Below are 25,696 nucleotides of genomic sequence, written 5' to 3' on the forward strand. Positions count from 1 at the left end.
GCCCAGGTGGGCGCGGGCCCCACGCGCGCGCGGGGCGCCGCCCAGCCCGGCGCGGGCCCGCACGGGGCGCCGCCCGCGCCGGTCGCCGAGCTGACATGCTGAAGGTCCAGACGGAGGACCGGAGCAGGGGGCGCAGGGCGTGAGTGGGCAAGGTGTGGCGGGGCGCGTACGGGTGGTCATCGCCGAGGATTCCGTACTGCTCCGGGAGGGGCTGACCCGCCTCCTGACCGATCGGGGTCACGAGGTCGTCGCCGGCGTCGGCGACGGCGAGGCCCTGGTGGAGACGGTCGCGGCGCTGGCCGCGGAGGGCGCGCTGCCGGACGTGGTCGTGGCCGACGTACGGATGCCGCCGACGCACACCGACGAGGGTGTGCGCGCGGCGGTGCGGCTGCGGAAGGAGCACCCGGGACTCGGTGTGCTCGTGTTGTCGCAGTACGTGGAGGAGCAGTACGCCACCGAACTTCTGGCCGGTTCGAGCCGGGGTGTGGGGTATCTGCTGAAGGACCGGGTCGCGGAGGTCCGCGAGTTCGTGGACGCGGTCGTCCGGGTCGCCGAGGGCGGCACGGCCCTGGACCCCGAGGTCGTGCAGCAGCTCCTCGGCCGGAGCCGTCAGCAGGACGTGCTGGCGAACCTGACCCCGCGCGAGCGGGAGGTCCTCGGTCTGATGGCGGAGGGCCGGACGAACTCGGCGATCGCGAAGGCCCTGGTCGTGAGCGACGGCGCGGTGGAGAAGCACATCAGCAACATCTTCCTGAAGCTGGGTCTCTCCCCGAGTGACGGTGATCATCGCCGGGTACTGGCGGTATTGACGTACCTGAAGTCCTGATCATCTGACACTCTGTCAGATATCCTGGTCCTAGTTCCAAAGGATGAGGCGGAATCCGACTTTCCGGAACGCTCCGGGCGGCGACAGAACGTGACGATTCAGGGCAAGAGGGCGTCTCAAGAAGAGGTCCGTGATGTGAGAAGTCCCGGGAAGGCCCCCCTTACCGTCGTAGGGTGGGCCTCGGGACGGAAGGTGATCTCCGTACAGAGGCCGCCTGCCGCACCCCGAGCCTTCTCCCCGCCTCCGGCGGAGAGTCCCCTTGCCGCGAGGGAGGTCCAGTTCAGTGACCAGCCAGGTCAGTAGCGAGGCCGGTGAGGCCCTGGTCGGGGAGCAGCGCAGCGCCCCGGCGACGCCCCACCACGGCACCGAGAAGGAAGTGCGCCGGCTCGACCGGGTGATCATCCGCTTCGCGGGTGACTCGGGTGACGGCATGCAGCTCACGGGTGACCGCTTCACCTCGGAGACGGCGTCCTTCGGGAACGACCTCTCCACGCTGCCGAACTTCCCGGCCGAGATCCGGGCGCCTGCCGGAACCCTGCCGGGTGTCTCGTCCTTCCAGCTCCACTTCGCCGACCACGACATCCTGACCCCGGGCGACGCCCCGAACGTGCTGGTCGCGATGAACCCGGCCGCCCTCAAGGCGAACATCGGGGACGTGCCGCGCGGCGGCGAGATCATCGTCAACACCGACGAGTTCGCCAAGCGCGCCATGGCCAAGGTCGGGTACGACTCCTCGCCCCTCGAAGACGGTTCCCTCGACGGCTACCGGGTCCACCCGGTCCCGCTGACGACGCTGACCCTCGAGGCGCTCAAGGAGTTCGGCCTCTCCCGGAAGGAGGCCGAGCGGAGCAAGAACATGTTCGCGCTCGGACTGCTCTCCTGGATGTACCACCGGCCGACGGAGGGCACCGAGACCTTCCTGCGCCAGAAGTTCGCGAAGAAGCCGGAGATCGCCGAGGCCAACGTGGCCGCCTTCCGGGCCGGCTGGAACTTCGGCGAGACCACCGAGGACTTCGCCGTCTCCTACGAGGTCGCCCCCGCGACCCGGGCCTTCCCCACCGGAACGTACCGCAACATCTCCGGGAACCTGGCCCTCTCGTACGGCCTGATCGCCGCCTCCCGCCAGGCGGACCTGCCGCTCTACCTCGGCTCGTACCCGATCACCCCGGCCTCGGACATCCTGCACGAGCTGAGCAAGCACAAGAACTTCGGCGTGCGGACGTTCCAGGCGGAGGACGAGATCGCCGGCATCGGCGCGGCCCTCGGCGCGGCCTTCGGCGGCTCCCTCGCCGTCACGACCACCTCCGGCCCCGGTGTGGCGCTCAAGTCCGAGACCATCGGACTCGCCGTCTCCCTGGAGCTGCCGCTGCTGATCGTGGACATCCAGCGTGGCGGGCCGTCGACCGGTCTGCCCACCAAGACCGAGCAGGCGGATCTCCTCCAGGCCATGTACGGGCGCAACGGCGAGGCCCCCGTCCCGGTCGTGGCCCCCAGGACGCCCGCGGACTGCTTCGACGCGGCCCTGGAGGCGGCGCGGATCGCGCTGACCTACCGCACGCCCGTGTTCCTGCTGTCGGACGGCTATCTGGCCAACGGTTCGGAGCCGTGGCGGATCCCGGAGGTCGAGGACCTGCCGGACCTCGCGACCCCGTTCGCGACCGGCCCGAACCACACCCTCGACGACGGCACCGAGGTCTTCTGGCCGTACAAGCGCGACCCGGAGACCCTCGCCCGCCCCTGGGCCGTGCCCGGCACCCCCGGCCTCGAACACCGCATCGGCGGCATCGAGAAGCAGGACGGCACCGGCAACATCTCGTACGACCCCGCCAACCACGAGTTCATGGTCCGCACCCGCCAGGCGAAGATCGACGGCATCGAGGTCCCGGACGTCGAGGTCGACGACCCGGACGGCGCGAGCACCCTGGTCCTCGGCTGGGGCTCCACCTACGGGCCGATCACGGCGGCCGTCCGCCGCATCCGCCGCGAGGGCGGCCCCATCGCCCAGGCCCACCTGCGCCACCTCAACCCCTTCCCGAAGAACCTCGGCGAGGTGCTGAAGCGGTACGAGAAGGTCGTGATCCCCGAGATGAACCTGGGCCAGCTCGCCACCCTCGTCCGGGCGAAGTACCTCGTCGACGCCCGCAGCCACACCCAGGTCAACGGCATGCCGTTCAAGGCCGAGCAGCTGGCGGCCGCCCTCAAGGAGGCCATCGATGCCTGAGCCCACCGAGTCGCTCCTGCACCTGGTGCCCAAGGCCGAGGCCAAGCAGTCCATGAAGGACTTCAAGTCCGACCAGGAGGTCCGCTGGTGTCCGGGCTGCGGTGACTACGCGGTCCTCGCCGCCGTGCAGGGCTTCATGCCCGAGCTCGGCCTGGCGAAGGAGAACATCGTCTTCGTCTCCGGCATCGGCTGCTCCTCCCGCTTCCCGTACTACATGAACACCTACGGGATGCACTCCATCCACGGCCGCGCCCCGGCCATCGCGACCGGCCTGGCGACCTCCCGCCGCGACCTGTCCGTCTGGGTCGTCACCGGCGACGGCGACGCGCTGTCCATCGGCGGCAACCACCTGATCCACGCCCTGCGGCGCAATGTGAACCTGAAGATCCTGCTCTTCAACAACAGGATCTACGGCCTCACCAAGGGCCAGTACAGCCCGACCTCCGAGCTCGGCAAGATCACCAAGTCGACGCCGATGGGCTCGCTCGACGCCCCGTTCAACCCGGTGTCCCTCGCGCTCGGCGCGGAGGCGAGCTTCGTGGCCCGTACGGTCGACTCCGACCGCAAGCACCTCACCGAGGTGCTCCGCCAGGCCTCCGAGCACAACGGCACGGCGCTCGTCGAGATCTACCAGAACTGCAACATCTTCAACGACGGCGCCTTCGAGGTCCTCAAGGACAAGGACCAGGCCAAGGAGGCGGTCATCCGCCTCGAACACGGGCAGCCGATCCGCTTCGGCGCCGAGAACGAGAAGGGCGTCGTCCGCGACCCGGCCACCGGCGACCTCCAGGTCGTCACGGTCACCCCGGAGAACGAGGCGCGGATCCTCGTCCACGACGCCCACGCGGCCACCCCGACGACGGCATTCGCCCTCTCCCGCCTGGCCGACCCGGACACCCTCCACCAGACCCCCATCGGGGTGTTCCGCTCGGTGGACCGCCCGGTGTACGACACGCTGATGGCGGACCAGCTGGAGACGGCGGTCGAACGCTACGGCAAGGGCGACCTGAGCCGACTCCTGACCGGCAACGACACCTGGACGGTCGTCGGCTGACGCCCGTCCGCGCGGTCGGCCCGGGTCGGCGGACCCGGCCCGACCGTGCGGTCAGTCGTCGCGCTTCGCCGCCTCGGCGAAGGGGCCGAGGCTGTGGGGTCTTCCGGAGCGGATCCGCCAGAGGGTCAGTCCGTCGAGGGTGGCGTTCGAGCCCTCGGCGGGCATGGATTCGTAGGACCTGGCCACGCCTCGGTACCGCCGGTCGTCCCTCATGAACACGATCGACATCGCCGCGCCCGGGCGCTCCGCGTTCCTCACGGCGGCGGTACGCAGCGCCTGCCCCGTCCAGTACAGGGCGTCGTACGACTCCACCGCGAAGCGGTCGACGGGGTCCGAGGCGGCGAGACGCCAGCGCTTGCGGTACGCGGCGGCGAAGGCCTTCGCCGCCGGAACCGTGTCGGGGTCGACGTAGCCCGTCCCGAAGTACCAGCCCTCGGCGGCCGGACCGGCCATCGCGAGGAACTCCGGCTGCAGGGGCGTCTCGACGCTTCCGCACGGGCCCCGGTAGCCCTGCTGCCACAGGGCCTTGGCGCACAGGGCGGCCCTGCGCGGCGAGATCCCCACGTAGATCACGCCCGTCGGGGAGGTGGCGAGCGCCTCCCGGACCGCCGGGCCGAAGTCCTCGCTGTCCGCCGCGACCTGGTGCACGGTGGCCGTGCCGCCGGCGGGAGGTGACTGCTGCACGGTCTGGGCGGTGAGCCAGCCGTAGGTGCCGGCGGCCCGGTCCTCGATGACCGCGGTGCGGTCCCGGCGGTGTGCGGTGAGGTAGCGGCCGAAGGGCAGGATCATCGCCTGGGCGTAGGGCCGCGCTTCGAAGTAGGTGCGCATGTCCGGCATCTGCCCCCGGATCGTCGTCCCGGAGGGGACCGACGCCGCGACGCTCAGCACCGGCACCTTCGCGTCGACGAGCGCGTCCGTCGTGGCGACGGCCGTGTCGGCGGTCGTCGGGCCGAGCACGGCGACCAGGGCCGGATCCCTGAGGAGGGCGCGGGCGCCGACGGTGGCCCGTTTCGGGTCCCCACCGTCGTCCGTCACCTTGAGCACCAGGTCGAAGGGCCGGTCCGCGCGGGCGTTGAAGGTCTCCATGGCGAGACGCAGCCCGCGTTCCTGGGCGCGTCCGTCCGCCTTGCCCGGTCCGCTGAGGTCGGTGAGCACACCCAGCGTGTAGGCCTTTCTCGGCGCCCCCGTACCGCCGCCGGCGCCGGTCGCGGGTTCACGGCCGCCGAGCAGCCAGGCGGTGAGGCCTCCCGTGCCCGCGACGGCCCCGGCCGCGCCGAGGGCCAGGAAGCGGCGCCGCGAAGTCCCGGGCGTCTCCTCGGGGGCGAGGAGGGTCGGGTCGGCGACCGGCAGGTCCAGGACCCGCGACGAGCGCTGGGCGATCAGCGCGGGCAGGCCGGGCGGCAGCCAGTCGCCCGCGGCCGGGCCCTCGTACGAACCGAGGGCGTCCCGTACGTCCGCGGCGCCGGGGCGGTCGACGGCGTCCTTGGCGAGACAGGCCTCGACCAGCGGCAGCAGCGGCCCGGGCAGCCCGTCGAGGTCGGGCTCCTCGTGGACGGTGCGGTAGACCACCGCGGCCACCCCGCCCGTGCCGAAGGGGCGGCGGCCGGTCAGCGCGTAGGCGAGGACGCAGCCGAGCGAGAAGACGTCGGCGGCCGGCCCGACCTCGCCCGCGCCCGCGATCCGGGCCTGTTCGGGGGCGAGGAAGCCGGGGGTGCCGATCATCGCGTCGGTCGCGGTGAGCGCGGTGGCGCCGCTGACCCGGGCGATGCCGAAGTCGATGAGCCGGGGCCCGTCGAGGGCGAGGAGGACGTTGCCGGGCTTGACGTCCCGGTGGACGAGCCCGGCCGCGTGCATGCCGTCGAGGGCGTCGGCGAGGCGGGCGCCCAGGGCCCGTACGGTCGGCTCGGGCAGGGCGCCGTGCAGGGCGACGGCCTCGGCGAGCGAGGGCCCGGGCACGTACTCGGTGGCGAGCCACGGCTCCCGGGCCTCCGGATCGGCGCCGAGCACGCGGACGACCCAGCGGCCGGTGATCCGCTCGGCGGCGGTCGCCTCGCGGCGGAAGCGGGCCCGGAAGCCGGGGTCGGCGGCGTGCTCGGCGCGGATGAGCTTGAGCGCGGCGAGCGCGCCGCCGGCGGACCGGGCGAGGTAGACCACGCCCATGCCGCCGGTGCCGAGCCGTCCGAGGAGGCGGTAGCCGGCGAGGACGGAGGGGTCGGCCTTCTTGAGCGGCTGCACCGTCAGCTCTTCTTGTTCTGGGGCTCGCCGGGGGCGGCGCCGATGAACTTGTAGGCCCCCTTCTGCACGCCGTAGAGGAAGGTGCCGACGCCGGACAGGTCGCCGTTCTTGTCGAACGTGTAACCCCCCATGGCCCCGGTGTACTTCTGCCGGCGCAGGGCCTCCCACAGGCCCTTGCGGGTGAGCGGGCCCTTGGCCGCGCTCGTGGCGAGCCAGGACGTGATCAGGCCGACCACGTCGAAGGACTCTCCGGCGTAGAAGGCCGGAGTGGTGCCGTAGCGCTTGCGGTGGGCGTCGAGGAAGTCCTGGGTGAGCTTGCGGTCGGCGGCCTTCTCCTTGGTGTCGGCGGCCCGCTGGACGGGGTCGATGACGGGCGCGCAGACGAACCAGCCCTCGGCGTCGCTCCCGGCCTCCTTCAGGAACTCCGACCCGAAGACGTGCTGTCCGGTGAACCGGGGCCCGGTGAAGCCGAGTCGGTTCAGGGCGCGTGCGGCGAGCACGGCCGTGGAGCGGACCCCGCAGTGGACGTACGCGTCCATGCCGGCGTCGATCATCTCCGCGAGGATCGGGCGGTAGTCGGTGACCCGGCCCGGGACCACCCGGAAGTGCGGCTGGAGCCCGGCCTGCCGGAAGCCGAAGCGGGCACCACTGACGTACTGCCAGCTGTAGTAGTCGTCGGTGCGTTCCTGGAGGACTCCGGGGCGGCGGACCTGCGGCAGCAGCGTGGTGGACCAGGAGAGGTAGGTGCCCGCCATGAAGTGGCTCGGGATGGCGCGCAGCACGGTCGTGTTCCGTGCACCGGTCTCACCGCGCAGAGTGAAGAGGTTGTAGCCCGCCGAGGTGGTGAGGAGCGGCACACCGGCCTCCTCGAAGGCGGGGAGCGCGGCGGCGCCGGTGTCGTCGGAGGTGGGGCCGAGCACGGCGATCACGGAGGGGTCGGAGGTGAGTCGGCGGGCGGCGGCGAAGGCGCCGTCGCGGTCCCCGCGGTCGTCGGAGACCTTGAGTTCGAGGGTGAAGGGCTTGCCCTCGTGCACGGCGTTGAACCGCTCGACGGCGAGCCGGGCGCCGCGCTCCTGGGCCTTGCCGATCTCCTGGGCGGGGCCGGACAGGTCGGCGAGGACGCCGATGGCCCAGGTGTTCCGGGGTTTCGACGCGCGGGGCTTGCCGTCGCCGCCGTCGCGCCCGGAGTTCCACAGGGCGTACGCGCCGCCGCCGGCCGCGAGCACCGCGGCACCGGCGCCCAGCAGCAGGAAGCCGCGTCTGCTGGGCCCGGCCGGCGCGGCGGGGTCCGTGCCGGGCGCGGTCGGGTCGATGTCGGGGAGCGCCAGCATGGCCGCCGAGCGGGTGGCGATGGTGGCGACGACGGGCGCGGGCAGCCAGTCGGAGGGAGCTCCGGGGGTGTCCTCGGTGAGCCGGTCGGCGACCTCCTGGGCGGTGGGGCGCGCGGCCGGTTCCTTGGCGAGACACTGCTGTACGAGGTCGAGCAGCCGCTCCGGTACGCCGGCGAGGTCGGGCTCGTCGTGCACGGTCCGGTAGAGGAGCGCGTCCAGGGCACCCGTACCGAACGGCGGGCGTCCGGTGGCCGCGAAGGCGAGCAGGCAGCCGAGGGCGAAGACGTCGGAGGCGGGGCCGATGTCGGCGGAGCGGGCCTCGGCCTGCTCGGGGGCGAGGAAGCCGGGGGTGCCGACGACCATGTCGGCCGAGGTCAGCCCGGTCTCGTCGGTCGCGCGGGCGATGCCGAAGTCGATGAGCCGGGGGCCGTCGACGGCGAGCAGGACGTTCCCGGGCTTCACGTCCCGGTGCACGAGCCCGGCCGCGTGGACGGCGGCGAGCGCGCGGGCGACGGCGCCGCCGAGGATCCGTACGCTCCGCTCCGGCAGCGGCCCGTGGGCGCGGACGGCCTCGCCGACGGACGGGCCGGGCACGAAGGCGGTCGCCATCCACGGTTCGGGGGCGTCGGGGTCGGCACCGGTCACGGGTACGGCCCAGGGGCTGACGACCCGGCGGGCCGCCTCGACCTCGCGGCGGAAGCGAGCCCGGAAGTCGGGCTGGTCGGCCTGGTCGGCGAGGGTGACCTTGACGGCGGCGAGCGCGCCGGTGTCGGTGCGGCCCAGGTAGACGACGCCCATGCCGCCGGCGCCGAGGCGGCCGAGGAGCCGGTAGCCGGCGATCGTCGACGGGTCGGAGGGGAGCAGCGGCTGGAGCGCGGCGGGGCCGGAGGCGGGAACGGGCTCGGGCTCCGGGGTGGGCTGGGACGTCGGGCTCACGACGCGGCTCCCATCTGCTTCTTGAGGCGTTGCTCCATGGCGACCTGGGCCTGGGTCAGGACGGCGACGAGGTCCGTGGTGCGGCCGGGTGCGCCCTTGACGACGGTGGCGATGGTGATCTGGCCGATGCGGACCTGGTACCAGGTGTAGCCCTGCTTCCCCTTGAAGGCGTCGTTGACGTAGAGGCCGTTCTCGGAGAGGGAGTCGCTCGCACGGACGTTGCCGCCGACGCCGTAGGGCAGGCCGAGGGATCCGAGACCGATGATGCGTTCGCCCTGCCGCAACTGCTGGTCGGGGCAGCGCAGCGCCTCCTCCAGGGTCTCCGCCATCTCCCAGTCGGCGTCGGACTCGGTGCGGTGCACGGTGACGGTGGCGGCGACCCGCAGGGGGCCCTTTCCGCCGGCGGCCGGGATCTCGCTGTGGGCGGTGACGCTGGCCAGGACGGAGCGGGGCGGGGTTCCGGTCTCCCACGTGCAGTTCGCGTCGAGGACCGGCCAGGAGTCGGGGTCGCTGAGGTAGGGGCTGCGCTTGACGAAGTCGGGGCCCCAGGATTCGGGCCCCGCCACGATCGCCAGCGCCAGGCGTCGGCCCTCGGCGGCGTTCTTCGGGACGCGCTTCGGATCCGCGGTGAAGTCGAGGGCGGTGGGCGTGGGCTTCGCGGTCGAGGGCGCCGACGCGCTCGCGCTCGGTGTGCTCCGGGGCGGTTTCCCGTCGTCCCCGCCTCCTCCCGACGAACAGCCCGCCAGGAGTGCCACACCGGCCGCCAGCGCGGCACCGGTGCGCAGCGTTCTTCCGTACGCGTCCCTCACGATTCCCCCACGGTCGCTCACACGATCCCCCGGTCGGTGAACGAGATCGTACGGGTCCGCGGATCAACTCGCCGGGGCTACAACGTCATTGGGACGCCGCGCGCACCGTGTCGTAACGCACACGCGCCGCCTCCACCGCGCCGACCTGCCGCTCCGTCCAGCGGGCGAGTTCCCAGACCTGGCGGGCGGCGCCCTCGCCCAGGGGGGTGAGGCTGTAGTCGACGCGGGGTGGGATGACGGGCTTGGCGTCGCGGTGGACGAAGCCGTCGCGCTCCAGGGTCTGGAGGGTCTGGGCCAGCATCTTCTCGCTGACGCCGCCGATCTCGCGGCGCAGTTCGCTGAAGCGGTACGAGCGCTCCAGGAGGGCCGCGAGGACGAGGACGCCCCAGCGGCTGGTGACGTGTTCCAGGACGAGGCGCGAGGGGCACATCGGCTCGTTCACGTTCGGCGGCTTACTTACTCCCATGCCAGTACCTTACTTCAAAGTGGGTACTTACGAAAGGAAAGCGCCCGTCGTACGGTGAGTGCATCGCCCCACCGCACCCCACGGGAAGAAGGAAGCACCATGAGCATCGTCGTCACCGGAGCCACCGGACAGCTCGGCCGTCTCGTCGTCGACGCCCTCCTCTCCGGCGAGTCCGCGGTCCCCGCCGCGTCCGTCGTCGCCGTCGTCCGCGACAAGGAGAAGGCCGCCGACCTGGCCGAGCGCGGTGTCGAGCTGCGGATCGCCGACTACAGCCACCCGGAGACCCTGGCGGAGGCCTTCGAGGCCGGCGACCGGGTGCTCCTGATCTCGGGCAGCGAGGTCGGGCAGCGCGTCGCCCAGCACCGCGCCGTGATCGACGCGGCCAAGGCGGCGGGCGTGACCCAGCTCGCGTACACCGGCGTCCTCGGCGGCCCCGAGGCCGACTTCACGCTCGCCGACGAGCACAAGGCGACCGAGGAGCTGATCCTCGCCTCCGGCCTGCCGTACACCTTCCTGCGCAACGGCTGGTACTCCGAGAACTACACCGCGAACCTCGCCCCGGTCCTGGCCCACGGCGCCGTCGTCGCCAGCGCCGGCGAGGGCCGGGTGGCCTCCGCCGCCCGCGCCGACTACGCCGCCGCCGCGGCCGCCGTCCTGACCGGCCCGGCCGAGGAGCACCTGGACAAGGCGTACGAGCTGAGCGGCGACACCGCCTGGTCCCTCGCCGAGTACGCGGCCGAGGTCGGTGCCCAGACCGGCCGGGAGATCGCGTACAGCGACGTCCCCGCCGCGACCCACCTGGAGATCCTCACCGGCGCCGGCGTCCCGGGCCCCTTCGCCGAGATCCTCGTCGACGTCGACCGGGCCGTCGCCCTGGGCGCGCTCGCCCTGCGGACCGGCGACCTGACCCGGCTGATCGGCCGCCCGACCACCCCGATCGCCGAGTCGATCAAGGCCGCCCTGGCCGCCGCGTAACGCTGTCATGACCGTATAGCGGTACGGGCATGACAACCCGCCCCGTGCGGCGCTACCTTCGACAGGACAGCGCGGCACAGGGCGGGAGGTCCGGTGAAGACGGAGAAGAACGAAGGACGAGCAGGACTGCTCTACGGGATCGGCGCCTACGGCATGTGGGGACTGGTCCCGCTCTTCTGGCCCCTCCTCAAGCCCGCCGGCGCGATCGAGATCCTCGCCCACCGGATGGTGTGGTCCCTGGCCTTCGTCGGCATCGCGCTGCTCGCGCTGCGCCGCTGGGCCTGGATACCCGAGCTGGTGCGCAGCCCGCGCAAGCTCGGCCTGATCACCCTCGCCGCCGCCGTCATCACGGTGAACTGGGGCCTCTACATCTGGTCCGTGAACACCGGCCACGTCGTCGAGGCCTCCCTCGGCTACTTCATCAACCCGCTCGTCACCATCGCCCTCGGCGTCCTCGTCCTGAAGGAGCGACTGCGCCCCGCGCAGTGGGCGGCGGTCGGCGTCGGCTTCTCGGCCGTGCTCGTCCTGGCGATCGGGTACGGGCGGCCGCCGTGGATCTCGCTCACCCTCGCCTTCTCCTTCGCCCTCTACGGCCTGGTGAAGAAGAAGGTCAACATCGGCGGCCTGGAGTCGCTCGCCGCCGAGACGGCCGTGCAGTTCCTGCCCGCCCTCGGCTACCTCGTCTGGCTCGGGAGCCAGGGCACCCTGGCCTTCGGCCACCACGGCGCCGGCCACACGGCACTGCTCGCCGCCACCGGCATCGTCACGGCCGCGCCGCTCGTCTGCTTCGGGGCGGCGGCGATCCGGGTGCCGCTGTCGACGCTGGGCCTCCTCCAGTACCTCGCGCCGACCTTCCAGTTCCTGCTCGGGATCCTCTACTTCCACGAGGCGATGCCGGCGGAGCGCTGGGCGGGCTTCTCCCTCGTCTGGCTGGCCCTGACCATCCTCACCTGGGACGCGCTGCGGACGGCCCGGAAGAGCCGCGCGGCGATGGAGGCGGCGGCCGCCGCGTCCCGTACGGAGTCGGCTCCCGAGACCTCCGTGGCCTCCGCCCCCTGACGGGCGTCACGCGGCCAGGAGGTCGTGCTCCCGGATCAGCCAGCAGACCGCCGTCAGCCGCAGGGTCGCGAAGTCATGGCCGACGGGCTCGGTCCACTCGGCCTCGGAGAGCCGGTCGGTGAACCCGAGCACATAGTCGGCGAGCTCCTCCCGGCGGACGGTCCGCCCCTCCGGGCCCCGCCGGGCCGCGACCAGCGCGTCGCACACGGCCGCCGCGTGCTGGTCGACGGCGGCCACGAGCCCGGGCTCGAAGGAGAACTCCGAGAGCCGGGGCATGTACGTGGCGGCGACGTCGGTCAGCGGGCAGCCGGGCGAATCGTTCATCCCTCCACATTAGGGGCGTACGGGGGTGGTGAGGCCGTGACCTTGCTCGCAGCGGCCGGGAGGCGGCCCGCCGGGGCCGGGAGGAGTGCCTCCGCTGCCGTGGGGCGGCCGCCGCTGCCGGGAAATCCAGTGGCCTTTCCCGGCGCGCTCCCCGCACCCTGAGGCGCATGGAAGAACCGAAGTACCGGATCCGCGCGCTCCACACCGAGCGCACGGTCACCGTCTATCAGGCGTACCGGCCCGCGATCGGGCTGCCCGCCGCCCGCGACGGCCGCTTCCCGGACGTCTGGAAGCGGGACCGGATGACGTGGATCAAGCCCTCGTTCCTGTGGATGATGTACCGCTGCGGCTGGGGGACGAAGGAGGGCCAGGAGACCGTCCTCGCCGTGGAGATCAGCCGCGAGGGCTTCGAGTGGGCCCTGCGGAACGCCTGCCTCTCGCACTACAAGCACGGTTTCCACACCGACCAGGCGTCCTGGAAGCGGCAGTTGAGGCAGGCTCCGGCCCGGGTGCAGTGGGACCCTGAGCGCGATCTGCACCTCCGGGCCCTCCCGTACCGCTCGCTCCAGCTCGGCCTGTCGGGCGAGGCGTCCCGCCGGTACGCGGACGAGTGGACGGTCTCCATCACCGACGTCACGGCGCTCGCGCACGAGGTGCACGGTCTGGTCCGGGCGGGCGACCTGGAGGCGGCCGCCGGACTCCTGCCGCAGGAGAGGCCCTACCCGGAGCGGGAGGGCCTCCTGGAGCACCTGGGGGTTCAGGCTCCCGCGATCGAGAAGTTGAAGTCGCCGGTGCCGAGCATCCCGTAGAGCCGCAGCCACATGGGCAGGAGCTGCTCGGCGGCGCGGGCGCTGGACAGTTCACCGAGGTCGATGATCTGGTCGGCCGCCCAGCCGAAGGAGGCGAGCAGCTCCGCGACCACGGCCTTCGCGTCCGCGTCGTCGCCGCTCAGGAAGACGTGGTGGCGCCCCGGGACCCGGCCGGGCTCGACCATGACCGTGTTGGTCATGGTGTTGAGCGTCTTGACGACGCGCGTCTCCGGGAAGGCGCCCTGGAGCTGCTCGGCGACGCTCCGGCCGTCGGGCAGGCCGACCTTGGGCGGGAAGCCCTCCGAGAAGTCCAGCGCGTTGGACACGTCGATCAGGACCTTGCCGCGCAGGTTCTCGGCGCCCGCGGCCTGGAGGACGGCCAGGGAGACGAGCCCGCCGGTCGCGTTGACGACGAGCTCGGCGGTTGCGGTCGCGTCGGCGAAGGTCCCGTGCGTTCCGCCGTGCTCCTCGGCCCACTTGGCGGCGTCGGCGTTGTCCGGGGTGCGGGACCCCAGGGCCACCTCGTGCCCGAGGGAGACCAGCTTGGTGGCGAGCCGGCGCCCGACCTCGCCCGTTCCCAGTACGGCGATCTTCATGTGCGTGCGCTCCTTCAGAGGGCGAGGACTGCCAGGGAGGCCGACCTTATGCGCCCGACACATCCCGTGTCCCCGCATAACGATCTCTGCCCCGCCCGCACTTGAGCCACCGCGCCCCGCCCGGACGCCGGGCCCGAGGGCGAGGTGCGGGTGCCTACAGCCGGCTGAAGCCCGCCTGGAAGGTGTGGAAGGTGAGGGACGCGCCGCCGAGATAGCCGGCCTTCTCGCGGAGCTGGTCGACGACCGCCGCGCTCGGCTGCCCGTAGACGTCGATGGAGCGCAGCCGGATCACCGCGCCGAACGCGCGGAACTTCGGTCCGCCGACCTCCAGGTGCAGCTCCATCGACGCCGCGTCGGGATGCACGGCGACGACGGTCATCGTGGACGCGGACTCGTCGAGGTAGAAGTGGTACGCGATGATCTGCGGCTCGCGCTCCGCCACGAACGAGGCCAGGTCCCGCATCCGGTCCCTGGCCTCCTCGATCCGGCCCTCCAGGATCTCGGAACGGTCGATGTAGAAGAGGGGCTCCGCCATGGCCCGAAGCTAGCGCGCGGCTCCCGTCCGGCCCGTGCGACGCGCGCCGGACGGCACGTACCTCGCCCTGCAGGAGTACGACGTCATCGGCATCCGGCAGGGGCGCGCGTCCCGTGCCGCCGGCCCGGCCGTCCGCTGAGCGAACACTCCTGACCGGTTTCCGCTCTTGACGCGACATCGGGCTCTCGCTGAACATTCAGCACGCACAACAGCACAACTGCACGACACAGCACGCCAGTTCAGCTCCAGCGCCTCGTGGCTCCGCCGCCCGGGGCGTCTCGCACGTTCCGTCCCATCCCCGTTCGGAATCCGGAGCCCCCACATGAACATCTCCGTGCCCAGACGCGTCACCGCGGCCACCGCCCTCGCGGCGCTCGCGCTCGCCGGACTCACCGGCACCGGTGCGTCCGCCGCCCCGGCGGCGGTCACGCCGCCCGACATCTCGCTCACCAACGTCAAGCAGCACTTGGCGGACCTCCAGTCGATCGCCACCGCCAACGGCGGCAACCGCGCCCACGGCCGTACCGGCTACAAGGCCTCGATCGACTTCGTGAAGGCGAAGCTGGACGCCGCCGGCTACACCACCACGCTCCAGCAGTTCACCTACAACGGCGCCACCGGCTACAACCTGATAGCCGACTGGCCGGGCGGCGACCCGAACCAGGTCATCATGTCCGGCTCGCACCTGGACTCGGTCACCGGCGGCCCCGGCATCAACGACAACGGCTCCGGGTCCGCCGCGATCCTGGAGACCGCGCTCGCCGTCTCCCGCGCCCAGCTCCAGCCGACGAAGCACCTGCGGTTCGGCTGGTGGGGCGCGGAGGAGCTCGGGCTCGTCGGCTCGAAGTACTACGTCAACAACCTTCCCTCGACCGAGCGTTCAAAGATCAAGGGCTATCTGAACTTCGACATGATCGGCTCGCCGAACCCGGGCTACTTCGTCTACGACGACGACCCGACGATCGAGCAGACCTTCAAGGACTACTACGCCGGGCTCGGCATCCCCACCGAGATCGAGACCGAGGGCGACGGCCGCTCCGACCACGCGCCCTTCAAGAACGTGGGCATCCCGGTCGGCGGGCTCTTCTCCGGCGCCGACTACACCAAGACCTCGGCGCAGGCGCAGAAGTGGGGCGGGACGGCCGGTCAGGCCTTCGACCGCTGCTACCACTCGTCCTGCGACACCACGGCGAACATCAACGACACCGCCCTGGACCGGAACTCCGACGCCATCGCGTACGCGGTCTGGAACCTGTCCAGCGGGACGACGACCCCGCCGACCGGCACGGTCTTCGAGAACACCGCCGACGTCTCCATCCCGGACTCCCCCGGCGCCGCGGTGACCTCCACCGTGAACGTCACGGGCATCACGGGGAACGCGCCGAGCACCCTCAAGGTCGGCGTGGACATCGTCCACACCTACATCGGTGACCTCGTCGTCGACCTGATCGCCCCGGACGGCTCGGTCTACAGCCTGTCCAACCGGGCCGGCGGCAGCGCGGACAACATCAACACGACGTACACCGTGAACGCCTCCTCCGAGGTCGCCAACGGCGCCTGGAAGCTCCGCGTCCAGGACAAGGCCTCGGTCGACACGGGTTACATCAGCGGGTTCAAGCTGACGTTCCCGTAACGCCTCCCGTAGGAGCGGAGAACTCCCGGGCGGGTCGGTGACATCGCCCCCGACCCGCCCGGGGCCCCAACGCGCGTCCTACTTGGCGGCGTTCGCCGCGTTCACCAGCGCGTCCTTCGTCACCGCGCCGACGTAGACCTTGCCGTCGTCGGTGAGCAGCGCGTTCACCAGCTTCGTCTTGAAGACGGTGCCCGAGCCGAACTTCCCGCTGACCTTGTCGCCGAGGGAGTCCAGGAAGCCCTGGAACTCCTTCGGCGCCTCGTCCGTCTTCGGCGCCGGAGCACCCGTGTCGAACGCCGCGATGGTCGTCCAGCCCTCGCCGATGACGGTCGGGCCGCCGTCCTTCCCGAAGTCCTTCCCGAAGCCCGCTCCGAGGCCGGGGAACCCCTTCCCGAGGTCCTCGAAGCCCTCCGGCAGGTCCTCCGCGCCCTCCGTCGCCTTCTCCGCCGCGCCCTCCGTCACCTTCGCGCCCTTGGGCGCGGTGAAGGTGAACTCCGAGGCGGCCGGCTTGCCGAAGTCGACCTTCGTGAAGCCCGCGTCGACGACCGGCTTGCCGCCGTCGACCGAGGCGAGGGTGAACTTCAGCGGGGTGCCGTTGGCCGCGTCCACCGCGATCTTCACCGACTCGACCGTGGAACCGGCCTGCTTCGGCTTGATGACCAGCTGGTACGCGTCCCGGCCGGCCACCTTCGCCGTGCCGTCGACCGTGATGGACGTCGTGTCGCCGGCGGCCTTCAGGACCTCGTCGGCGAGCTCCTTGGGCGTGCCGGGGAACTTCTGGTCCTTCCCGTCGGCGTCGGGGGCGCCGGAGGAGGCGCCCTTCTCGTGGAAGGCCTCGTTCGACTTGCTGTCGTAGCCCCAGACGTCGTCGCCGTTGTGGATGAGGCTGTACTCGTCGGAGCCGTCGAGCAGGGTGAGCTTCTGGCGCTCGGGGCCGTCCGCCGCCAGGCGGAGGGTGTGGCTGCCGGAGAAGAGCTCGGTGAGCTTCTCGGACGGGTCGGCCGAGGAGGGTCCGCCGTCGCCGTCCATGCTCCCGAAGCCGGAGGCCAGGCCGTCGAGGGCCGGCAGGCCCAGGTCGGTGGAGATCTTGAAGGTGCCGGACAGGGTCTGGGTGTCCGAGGCGGCGATCTTCTCGATGAGCTGCTGGGCCGTGATCTCCGGCAGGTCCGGGTCGCCGGACGCCGCCAGCGCCGGGACGAGCCCGATGGTCGCGGCGGCCACTCCGGCCACCGCGACCGGGACGATGAACCGGCTCGCCTTACGGGTCTCTGCCATGGTCTCCGCTACCTCCGTACGGTGCTGCCCCTGTGGATGATGACTCCATCTCACCAAGACGTCGACGGGAAAGCGTCAGACCCCGGGATCAACCTCACGTACTGCTTCGGGATGACCCGACCCTGAGAAGACCTACCCCGCGCGGTGGACCACGGCGTCGCACATCTCCTCGAGCGCCGCCTTCGCGTAGCCGTCGGGCAGCGGCGCCAGCATCGCGCGGGCCTCCTCCGCGTACCGCACGGTGTCCCGGCGGGCCTGCTCCAGGGCGGGGTGGGCGCGCAGCAGGCGCAGGGCCTCGGCGTGCCGCTCGTCGTCGCTGAGGTCGCCGTCGATCAGGGCGACGAGCTCCAGGTCCTCCGGGCGGCCGTGGGCGGCCGCCGCGGCCCGCAGGTGGAGGACGGGGAGGGTGGGGATGCCCTCGCGGAGGTCGGTGCCGGGGGTCTTGCCGGACTCGTGGGAGTCGGAGGCGATGTCGAGGACGTCGTCGGCGAGCTGGAAGGCGACGCCGAGCCGCTCGCCGTACTGGGTGAGGATGTCGACGACGCTGTCGTCGGCGCCGGACATCATGGCGCCGAAGCGGCAGGAGACGGCGACGAGGGAGCCGGTCTTGCCGCCGAGGACGTCGAGGTAGTGGTCGACGGGGTCGCGGCCGTCCGTGGGACCGGCGGTCTCCAGGATCTGGCCGGTGACGAGCCGTTCGAACGCCTCGGACTGGATGCGTACGGCCTCGGGGCCGAGGTCCGCCAGCGTGTGCGAGGCACGGGCGAAGAGGAAGTCACCCGTGAGGACGGCGATCGAGTTGCCCCAGCGGGTGTTGGCGCTGTCGACGCCCCGTCGGACGTCGGCCTCGTCCATGACGTCGTCGTGGTAGAGCGTGGCCAGGTGGGTGAGCTCGACGACCACGGCGGAGGGCACGACGCCCGGCGCGTAGGGGTCGCCGAACTGGGCGGCGAGCATCACGAGCAGGGGGCGGAACCGCTTCCCCCCGGCGAGCACGAGGTGCTGCGCGGCCTCCGTGATGAAGGGGACATCGCTCTTGGTGGCGTCCAGGAGGCCCGCCTCCACAGCCGCCAAACCGGTCTGGACATCGGCCTCAAGAGCCTGGTCCCGCACGCTAAGACCGAACGGCCCGACGACGGTCACGAGGGGGTCTCCTGTCTGCTGACGCCTGCTGACGATCACACGGATTGTTCACATGGACTGTTGACGATCACATGGATTGTCGATGTGTCGCTCGATTCACTCAAGCCAGCGTATCCGGTCACCTTTCGATCACCGTGGGCGCCTTCCCGTCACCCCCGGTATGTTCGGGATCAGCTCATACGACCAGGAGTAGGCGTTTTGTCCCGAACAACGATCGACACCGATACGAACGGCGAGCAGCCTCCCCCCGAGGACGACCACGCCTTCCTCGGACATCCACGGGGTCTGCTGAGCCTCTCCGGCCTGGAGGTCTGGGAGCGGTTCTCGTTCCTCGGCATGCAGGCGATCCTCGTCCTCTACTTCGCCGCGACCGTCGCCGACGGCGGCCTCGGCATGGACCCGGGCACGGCGGCCTCCGTCTCCGCCGCCTACGGCACCCTCGTCTACCTGGTCTCGGTGGCCGGCGGCTGGCTCGCCGACCGCATCCTCGGCTCGTACCGCGCGGTCCTCTGGGGCGGCGTCCTGATCGCCTGCGGGCATTACGCCATGGCGGTGCCGACCGCCGCCATGACCTGGGTCGGGCTCGGCCTGATCAGCGCCGGCACGGGCCTGCTCAAGCCGAACGTGGCGACGATGGTCGGCAAGCTCTACCGCACGGACGACGACCGCCGGGACGCCGGTTTCGCGCTCTACTACATGGCGATCAACATCGGCGCCTTCGCGGGACCGCTCATCACCGGCTGGCTCGCCGACCACAAGGGCTACCACTGGGGCTTCTCGGCCGCCGCGCTCGGCATGACCCTCGGCCTCGTCCAGTACGTCGCCGGCCGCCGTCACCTGGCCGGACGCAGGCACTCCGCCGAGTTCGCCCTCGCCCCCGAGGCCATGCGCCGGGCCGTGCGCCTGATGGTGGTCGGCACGGTCGCCACGGGCCTCGTCGCCACGGCCCTCGCCCTCGCCGGCTGGCTCACCATGGACCGGTTCGTCGACCTGCTGACCCTGATCTCGGTGATCGCCCCCGTCGTGTACTTCGCGGTCATGTTCCGCAGTCCCCGGGTGACCGCCGAGGAGCGCGGCCGCCTCAGGCCGTACGTCGTGCTCTTCCTGGCCTCCGTGGCGTTCAACTTCATCCTCTTCCAGGCGTACTCGACGATGATGCTGCTCGCCTCCACCAACGCCCGCACGACCCTCCTCGGCCTCGACTTCCCGGCCAGTTGGTACGCCTCCGCCCTCGGCGCCTTCGAGGTCCTCCTGGCGCCCGTGGTGGCCGCCCTCTGGGCCCGGATGGGACCCAGGCAGCCGCACGCCTCCAACAAGATCGCCTTCGGGGTGATCCTCGGCGGCCTGTCCTTCCTCCTGATGGTCCTGCCGACCTCGGGACACGCCGACGACACGTACCGGATGGCCGCCTGGTGGATCGTCGGCTCGTACCTGCTGCTCGGCCTCGGCGACGTGCTCCTGGAGACCTCCGGCATGTCCGCGACCAGCAAGCTCGCCCCGAAGGCCTTCGCCAGCCAGACGATGTCCCTCTGGTTCCTCTCCCTCGCCCTCGCCAACGGCATCCAGGCCCAGACCGTGAAGCTCTACGACGACGTCTCCAAGCCCGCCTACTTCGGGGTGAACGGCGCCGTGGCCGTCGCCGTCGGCCTCGCCGTGATCGCCCTGGCGCCCTGGCTGCGCCGCACGATGCACCCCGTCCACTAGTCCGCCAGTCCGCCCAGGGAGCCGCGATGAAGATCCGTACCGACTTCCCGTACGAGACCCGCCACGAGGACGTCCGCATCCCGCTGCCGGACGGCACACGGCTGTACGCGCGCGTGTGGCGCCCGCTCACCGACGAACCCGTACCGGCCCTCCTGGAGTACCTGCCGTACCGCCTCACCGACTGGACGGCCCCCCGCGACTGGCAGCGCCACCCCTGGTACGCGGGCCACGGCTACGCCTCCGTACGCGTCGACGTCCGCGGCCACGGCAACAGCGAGGGCCTGCCCGGCGACGAGTACGACCCCGTCGAGCTCGCCGACGGCGTCGCCGTCGTGAACTGGCTCGCCGCACAGCCCTGGTGCACCGGGAAGGTCGGCATGTTCGGCATCTCCTGGGGCGGCTTCAACTCGCTCCAGATCGCCGCCCTCGCCCCCGAGCCGCTCAAGGCGATCGTCACCGTCTGCTCCACCGACGACCGCTACGACAACGACGTGCACTACATGGGCGGCTCGGTCCTCGGCGTCGACATGCACGCCTGGGCGGCCACCATGCTCGCCTTCGTCTCCCGGCCCCCGGACCCCCAGTACGTCGGCGAGGAATGGCGCGAGCTGTGGCTGAAGCGCCTGGACGCCGTCGAACCGCTCATCCACACCTGGCTCGCCCACCAGACCCGGGACGCGTACTGGAAACACGGCAGCGTCTGCGAGGACTACTCCGCCATCCGGGCCGCCGTCCTCGCCGTCGGCGGCTGGCACGACCCGTACCGCGACACCGTCCTGCGGCTCGCCCGGCACCTCCCCCAGGACCGGGTCCGCGGCATCATCGGCCCCTGGTCCCACCAGTACCCCGACCGCGGCCTGCCGCCGGGCCCGGCGATCGGCTTCCTCCAGGAGACCCTGCGCTGGTGGGACCACCACCTCAAGGGCGCCGAGAACGACGTGATGGCCGAGCCCCTGCTCCGCTCCTGGATCAGCGACTCGCACCCGCCGGCCACCGTCTACGAGGAGCTGCCCGGCCGCTGGGTCGCCGACCCCGCCTGGCCCTCCCCGCACGTCACCCCGGTCACGTACGCCTTCCAGGGCGCCCCGGTCGTCGTCGACTCGCCCCAGCAGACCGGCATCGACGCCGGCCGCTTCTTCCCCTTCGGCAACGACGCCGACCTGCCGCCCGACCAGCGCGACGAGGACGCCCACTCGGCCTGCTTCGACTTCCCCGTACCGGCGGACGGGCCGGCCATCGAGATCCTGGGCCGCCCCTCCGTGAGCCTCGCCCTGCGCACCACCGCCCCCACCGGCCAGGTCATCGCCCGGCTCTGCGACATCGCCCCCGACGGCTCCTCCACCCTCGTCACCCGGGGCGCCCTGAACTTCTCCGCCCGCTACGGCCGCGACCGGGCCGTGGAGGCGCAGATCGGCGAGACGGAGAGCCTCGTCTTCGAGCTGAACGGCATCGGGCACACCTTCCCGCCCGGCCACCGGGTGCGGCTCGCCGTCTCCTCCACGTACTGGCCGTGGATCTGGCCCCAGCCCGACGCCGCCGGCTTCACCCTCGACCCGGCCGGCTCCTCCCTCACCCTCCCGGTCCGCGCGCCCACCCAGGACGCCGTCGCATGGGAGGAGCCCGAGCAGTCCGCGCCCCTCGGGGTCGCCTACCCGGCCACCCTGGAGGAGCCGCGCCCGGAGCGGGTGGTGGTCCGGGACGTGGCGAAGGGCGAGTGGACGCTGGAGGTCGACCCCAAGTACGGCGGCACGCGCGTGTACCCGGACGGCCTGGAGTACACCGAGGACGCCGTGGAGACCTACACGATCGAGGAGAGCGGCCCGCTGTCCGCCCGGACCCGCTCGGAGTGGACGATCCGGCTGCACCGGCCCGAACTGGCCTGGGACGTCACCGTCGACACCCGCTCGGAGATCTCCTGCGACGCCGACGCCTTCCACACCGAGAACGAGGTGGTGTGCAAGGAGGGCGGCGAGGTCGTCTTCCACCGCACCTGGGAAAAGAAGATCCCCCGCACGGCGGGCTGACTTCACGCCGTGCGGGGGACCGTTCGGGGGTTACGCCTGCGCGCCGGCCTTGCGGCGGCGGGCGACGACCAGCGCACCGGCGCCCAGGGCGACGGCCCCGGCGGCGGCGAGGCCGAGCGGCAGGGTGTCGTTCGCACCGGTGGCGGCGAGGGTGCCGTTCACGGGGGTGTTCGACGAGCCGCCCTGCTGGGTGGTGTTCGTGTTGCCGGTGGTGGCGGTCGGCGCCGGGGTCGGCGTCGTCTCCGAGGGCTTCGGCGTCGGCTTGTCACCCTTGGCGGCCAGGATGCCGAAGTTCAGCTCGGCGTACTCCTCGCCGATGCCGCAGGAGCCGTCGTTGTTCTCCCACTCGCCGTAGCCGAAGAGGATGCCCTTGCCGGCGGTGGCCTTGGCGTCGACCGTGAGGCGCAGCTTCACGTCGTACGAGGCGCCCTTGGCGATCTTGCCGACCTCGATGGAGTCGAACTTCTCGGTGATCGGCGTCCACTCCAGGACGTCGGCGGAGGACCACTCGACCGGGATGGCGTACTTCGAGAAGTCCGTCTCCAGGTCGAGGTCCGTGCCGGGCTCGGGGAGCCGCACGGCGTTCACGAAGGCGTTGACGAGGTCCAGCGCGTGGTCGGAGGTGTTGGTGACCCGCAGCGAGAAGACCGTGGGCTGACCGGCGGTGACCGTCTTCGGCCCGCTGACCGCGACCTTGACGGCGGAGTCCTCGTTGCACTCCTCCCCGATCTCCTCGTAGAACGCCAGCTCTTCCTTGGCGTCGTCGAGCTTCTCGGCGGCGGTCTTCTTCACCTTCTCGGCGAGCTTGACCACACGGTCGGCGGCGTCCTTGGCGGCGGTGAGCGCGGCCTTGGCCTCCGTCAGCTTCGTGTCGGCGGCGGTCTTCGCGGTCGCGGCCGCGGTGGCGGCCGTCAGCGCGGCGGTGACGGCGTCGGCGGCGGCCTGCTTCTCCGCGTCGGTCGCGGTCTCCGGCAGCTTCGTCACGGCCTCCTGGGCCTTGGCGAGCGCGTCGTCGGCCTCGGTCTTCTTGGCGGCGGCGGCGTCGACGGCCTTCTGGGCGTCGGCGACCGCGACCACGAGGACGTTGTCGGCCTTGTCGAGGGCCTTCCGGTCCGCGGTGGCCTTGTCGAGTTCAACGACGGCCTCGTCGTACTCCTTCTGCGCCAGGGCGACGGCGGCCTTCAGCTCCTCCAGCGAGGGCATGTCGTCCTCGGGGTCGTCCCCGTGGGTCGCGGGCTTCTGCGAGGCGGTGGGCGACGGCTTGGTGTCGGCGAACGCCGGCGCGGCCGAGAGGAACACGACCGGGGTGGTCACGGCGGCGGCCACGGCGGTCGCCAGAATGCGGCGGATCTTCACGTTGCGGACCTTTTCCTGGTCAGAGAGAAAGACTGCGAAGAAGGGGGTGCGCGCGCCCGCGGCTACTTCACGCGGCGCGACGTCAGCATGATCGTAGGGCCGGAAGGGGCCCGGCGGGAGCCTTGTTTCCGCAGCTCGTAAGGGTGTTCCGGCCCCGGTCACGACACAAAGCGCGCGAATGCGGGCAGTTGCCCACGGAGGCCGCAGTTTCTGTGTGATCCATGTCATCCGCGCCCGGCGGCCCGCCCCGTAACGTGTCCCCCACACACGTGGAAAGCGAGGCACGCACCGATGTCCGAGCACAGCCCGCTCGATCTGGCCGAGGGCGATCCCTTCGGCCCGCACAACCTCCCGTACGGCGTCTTCTCCACCGCCGACGAGCCCGGGCGGCGCCGGCTCGGCGTCCGCATCGGCGGGCACGTCCTGGACGCGGGTGCCGCGGCGCACGCGCTCGGCTCGCCCTACGCGGCACTGCTCGCGCAGCCCAGCCTCAACCCGCTGCTCGCGGCCGGGCGGACCGCCTGGCGCGATGTCCGCAGGGCGCTGACGGCCTGGGTGACGGTGCCGGCGCACCGGGCGGACATCGAGCCGCTGCTGCACCCGCTGGATGCGGTGACGCTGCACCTGCCGTACGAGGTCGCGGACTACGTCGACTTCTACGCGAGCGAGCACCACGCGACGAACGTGGGGAAGATCTTCCGCCCGGACGGCGACGCGCTCACCCCCAACTGGAAGCACCTGCCGATCGGTTACCACGGCCGCGCGGGCACGGTCGTGGTCTCCGGCACCGATGTCGTACGCCCCTCCGGGCAGCGCAAGGCCCCGTCGGACCCGGCGCCGGTCTTCGGCCCGTCGGTGAAGCTGGACATCGAGGCGGAGGTCGGCTTCCTCGTCGGGACCCCGTCCGAGCTCGGGAAGCCGGTCCCGCTGGCCGACTTCCGGGAGCACGTCTTCGGTCTGACGCTGCTCAACGACTGGTCGGCGCGGGACGTGCAGGCCTGGGAGTACGTGCCGCTCGGCCCGTTCCTCGGCAAGTCGTTCCAGACCTCCGTCTCCGCGTGGGTGACGCCCCTGGAGGCCCTGGACGCGGCCCGTACGGCCCCGCCCGCGCGCGACTACCCCCTTCTCCCCTACCTGGACGACGCGGCGGAGGAGGAGCCGGGCGGCTTCGACCTGCGGATCTCGGTGGAGATCAACGGCGAGGTGGTGGCCGAGCCGCCGTTCTCCTCGATGTACTGGACGGCGGCCCAGCAGCTCGCCCACATGACGGTGAACGGCGCCTCGCTCCGCACGGGTGACCTGTACGGCTCCGGCACGGTCTCCGGGCCCGAGGTGAACCAGCGCGGCTCGCTCCTGGAGCTCACCTGGAACGGCCGCGACGCCCTCGAACTGCCGGGCGGCAAGCGGACGTTCCTGGAGGACGGCGACGAGGTCGTGCTCACGGCCTGGGCGCCGGGCGCGGACGGCACCCGTCTGGCGCTGGGCGAGGTCCGGGGCCGGATCGTCCCCTCCGCCTGACCGCACGCATGAGGGGCGCCCCCGCACGGCAGGGGGCGCCCATCCCCGTTCTTGGGCAGGCGCACACCATCTCTTGTCGGAGACTTGGCCGCCGCTTTGGAGCCCCCTTCCCGGGCCCGAACTAGCGTTCCCGGCATGTCTCCGAACCCCCCACATCACCCCTTGCGTCCCCCCTCCCCAAGCGCCGGCCCGCCCGTCCTCCCGTACCGGAAGCCGACGGAGGGCCGGGACTACTGGGTCCTGGACGACGTGCTGCCGGACGTCGACGCCGTCCGCGCCCGCTGCCTCGGGAAGGAGGACTGGGTCCAGGGCGCTCCGGTCAACCCCGAGCCCTGGCCGGGCCAGCGGGCCATGCCGGGCCTGGAGCCGGACGAACTCGCCCAGGTGGAACGGCTGGTGCGGAAGGCGACCGGCGCGCCGCGGATCTGGGCGGTGGACCCGGACCGCGCCGGCACCTTCAACCACAACTGCGTCCAGGCCGTCGGCAAGGACGAGTGCGAGCCCCGCCCGCACACGGACTCCCGCAGCCTGTGCCGCTACGCCGCCGTGCTCTACCTCAGCCCGGACACCCCCAAGGACTGCGGCACCAGCTTCTACCGCCAGAACCTCCCGGGCGGCCGGCTCGGCGGCAACCAGGTCCTGGCCCCGCACGACAACCTGGTCGACGCCCTCGGCACCCGCTTCGTCCCCCCCGACTCCTTCTCCGAGGACATCCGCGTCCCCCACCGGTACAACCGCCTGCTGCTCTACTCGGCCAACCTGATGCACAGCGCGACGGGCTACTGGGGCACCACCCTGGAGGACAAGCGCATGACGGCCGTCTTCTTCTGGATGGCCTGACCCGGGGACGTACGACGAAGGGCCCGG

At 71.9% G+C, this 25,696-nt stretch carries 21 protein-coding genes; 11 read left to right on the forward strand and 10 right to left on the reverse strand.

The features are described from left to right. Positions 1-154 precede the first annotated feature (154 nt). The 3 genes from ACWGN5_RS35135 to ACWGN5_RS35145 all read left to right on the forward strand — a co-directional run bounded on the left by ACWGN5_RS35135 (position 155) and on the right by ACWGN5_RS35145 (position 4,101). The gene (locus ACWGN5_RS35135) at positions 155-826 is read left to right on the forward strand and encodes a response regulator (RefSeq protein WP_453522493.1); all 672 of its coding nucleotides are present in this window, start codon (positions 155-157) and stop codon (positions 824-826) included. A gap of 283 nt (positions 827-1,109) precedes the next feature. After that, positions 1,110-3,047 (forward strand): 2-oxoacid:acceptor oxidoreductase subunit alpha, encoded by a 1,938-nt coding sequence (locus ACWGN5_RS35140; RefSeq protein ID WP_453522467.1) that lies wholly within the window; start codon positions 1,110-1,112, stop codon positions 3,045-3,047. Then, entirely contained in the window at positions 3,040-4,101 is a 1,062-nt protein-coding gene (locus ACWGN5_RS35145; RefSeq protein ID WP_453522468.1) for a 2-oxoacid:ferredoxin oxidoreductase subunit beta, read from the forward strand. Before ACWGN5_RS35140 ends, ACWGN5_RS35145 begins: the two co-directional genes overlap by 8 nt. Positions 4,102-4,152: 51 nt before the next feature. On the opposite strand, the gene ACWGN5_RS35150 is transcribed toward ACWGN5_RS35145, so the two are convergent. From ACWGN5_RS35150 to ACWGN5_RS35165, 4 genes are all read right to left on the reverse strand, one after another. Further along, positions 4,153-6,336, reverse strand: a complete 2,184-nt coding sequence (locus ACWGN5_RS35150) for a bifunctional serine/threonine-protein kinase/ABC transporter substrate-binding protein (RefSeq protein WP_453522469.1) — start codon at positions 6,334-6,336, stop codon at positions 4,153-4,155. 2 nt (positions 6,337-6,338) lie between these two features. Then, complete coding sequence (locus tag ACWGN5_RS35155; RefSeq protein ID WP_453522470.1) at positions 6,339-8,603, reverse strand: bifunctional serine/threonine-protein kinase/ABC transporter substrate-binding protein; 2,265 nt, start codon at positions 8,601-8,603, stop codon at positions 6,339-6,341. Then, positions 8,600-9,412 carry a hypothetical protein gene (locus ACWGN5_RS35160; RefSeq protein WP_453522471.1) on the reverse strand — a complete coding sequence of 271 codons (813 nt, stop codon included), beginning with the start codon at positions 9,410-9,412 and terminating at the stop codon, positions 8,600-8,602. The genes ACWGN5_RS35155 and ACWGN5_RS35160 overlap by 4 nt, the downstream gene beginning before the upstream one ends. A gap of 85 nt (positions 9,413-9,497) precedes the next feature. Beyond that, the gene (locus ACWGN5_RS35165; protein WP_453522472.1) at positions 9,498-9,878 is read right to left on the reverse strand and encodes a winged helix-turn-helix transcriptional regulator; all 381 of its coding nucleotides are present in this window, start codon (positions 9,876-9,878) and stop codon (positions 9,498-9,500) included. Between the two features lie 99 nt (positions 9,879-9,977). On the opposite strand from ACWGN5_RS35165, the gene ACWGN5_RS35170 reads away from it, so the two are divergent. Beyond that, a complete protein-coding gene (locus tag ACWGN5_RS35170; RefSeq protein WP_453522473.1) occupies positions 9,978-10,853 on the forward strand; it encodes an NmrA family NAD(P)-binding protein in 876 nt (291 codons plus the stop codon). Between the two features lie 153 nt (positions 10,854-11,006). Then, positions 11,007-11,912: an EamA family transporter RarD gene (gene rarD / locus ACWGN5_RS35175; RefSeq protein WP_453522494.1), complete on the forward strand. Its 906-nt coding sequence runs from the start codon at positions 11,007-11,009 to the stop codon at positions 11,910-11,912. 6 nt (positions 11,913-11,918) lie between these two features. Here rarD and ACWGN5_RS35180 read toward each other — a convergent pair whose 3' ends face one another. Continuing rightward, on the reverse strand, positions 11,919-12,236 hold the full coding sequence (locus ACWGN5_RS35180) for a DUF6401 family natural product biosynthesis protein (protein ID WP_453522474.1): 318 nt from the start codon (positions 12,234-12,236) through the stop codon (positions 11,919-11,921). A 167-nt stretch (positions 12,237-12,403) separates the two neighbouring features. On the opposite strand from ACWGN5_RS35180, the gene ACWGN5_RS35185 reads away from it, so the two are divergent. Continuing rightward, complete coding sequence (locus ACWGN5_RS35185; RefSeq protein ID WP_453522475.1) at positions 12,404-13,045, forward strand: DUF4291 domain-containing protein; 642 nt, start codon at positions 12,404-12,406, stop codon at positions 13,043-13,045. On the opposite strand, the gene ACWGN5_RS35190 is transcribed toward ACWGN5_RS35185, so the two are convergent. Next, positions 12,994-13,641 (reverse strand): NADPH-dependent F420 reductase, encoded by a 648-nt coding sequence (locus ACWGN5_RS35190; protein WP_453522476.1) that lies wholly within the window; start codon positions 13,639-13,641, stop codon positions 12,994-12,996. The two genes, ACWGN5_RS35185 and ACWGN5_RS35190, sit on opposite strands and share 52 nt — an antisense overlap. 154 nt (positions 13,642-13,795) lie before the next feature. Beyond that, positions 13,796-14,176 carry a hypothetical protein gene (locus ACWGN5_RS35195; RefSeq protein WP_453522477.1) on the reverse strand — a complete coding sequence of 127 codons (381 nt, stop codon included), beginning with the start codon at positions 14,174-14,176 and terminating at the stop codon, positions 13,796-13,798. 322 nt (positions 14,177-14,498) lie between these two features. Here ACWGN5_RS35195 and ACWGN5_RS35200 point away from each other — a divergent pair, with 322 nt between their 5' ends. Beyond that, positions 14,499-15,809: a M28 family peptidase gene (locus tag ACWGN5_RS35200; RefSeq protein ID WP_453522478.1), complete on the forward strand. Its 1,311-nt coding sequence runs from the start codon at positions 14,499-14,501 to the stop codon at positions 15,807-15,809. A 78-nt stretch (positions 15,810-15,887) separates the two neighbouring features. Here ACWGN5_RS35200 and ACWGN5_RS35205 read toward each other — a convergent pair whose 3' ends face one another. Both ACWGN5_RS35205 and ACWGN5_RS35210 read right to left on the reverse strand, forming a co-directional pair. Continuing rightward, positions 15,888-17,084 carry a LolA family protein gene (locus ACWGN5_RS35205; RefSeq protein ID WP_453522479.1) on the reverse strand — a complete coding sequence of 399 codons (1,197 nt, stop codon included), beginning with the start codon at positions 17,082-17,084 and terminating at the stop codon, positions 15,888-15,890. Positions 17,085-17,216: 132 nt separating this feature from the next. Then, complete coding sequence (locus tag ACWGN5_RS35210; protein ID WP_453522480.1) at positions 17,217-18,227, reverse strand: polyprenyl synthetase family protein; 1,011 nt, start codon at positions 18,225-18,227, stop codon at positions 17,217-17,219. 198 nt (positions 18,228-18,425) lie between these two features. Between ACWGN5_RS35210 and ACWGN5_RS35215 the strand changes: the two genes are divergently transcribed. Continuing rightward, complete coding sequence (locus ACWGN5_RS35215) at positions 18,426-19,931, forward strand: peptide MFS transporter (protein ID WP_453522481.1); 1,506 nt, start codon at positions 18,426-18,428, stop codon at positions 19,929-19,931. 26 nt (positions 19,932-19,957) lie between these two features. Beyond that, a complete protein-coding gene (locus ACWGN5_RS35220) occupies positions 19,958-21,955 on the forward strand; it encodes a CocE/NonD family hydrolase (RefSeq protein ID WP_453522482.1) in 1,998 nt (665 codons plus the stop codon). 30 nt (positions 21,956-21,985) lie between these two features. Here ACWGN5_RS35220 and ACWGN5_RS35225 read toward each other — a convergent pair whose 3' ends face one another. After that, positions 21,986-23,311 carry an LPXTG cell wall anchor domain-containing protein gene (locus ACWGN5_RS35225; protein ID WP_453522483.1) on the reverse strand — a complete coding sequence of 442 codons (1,326 nt, stop codon included), beginning with the start codon at positions 23,309-23,311 and terminating at the stop codon, positions 21,986-21,988. Positions 23,312-23,602: 291 nt separating this feature from the next. Between ACWGN5_RS35225 and fahA the strand changes: the two genes are divergently transcribed. Both fahA and ACWGN5_RS35235 read left to right on the forward strand, forming a co-directional pair. Beyond that, positions 23,603-24,829 (forward strand): fumarylacetoacetase, encoded by a 1,227-nt coding sequence (gene fahA / locus ACWGN5_RS35230; protein ID WP_453522484.1) that lies wholly within the window; start codon positions 23,603-23,605, stop codon positions 24,827-24,829. Positions 24,830-24,964: 135 nt separating this feature from the next. Continuing rightward, complete coding sequence (locus ACWGN5_RS35235) at positions 24,965-25,669, forward strand: DUF6445 family protein (RefSeq protein ID WP_453522485.1); 705 nt, start codon at positions 24,965-24,967, stop codon at positions 25,667-25,669. Positions 25,670-25,696: the final 27 nt, after the last annotated feature.

This window comes from Streptomyces sp. NPDC055815, assembly GCF_053616475.1.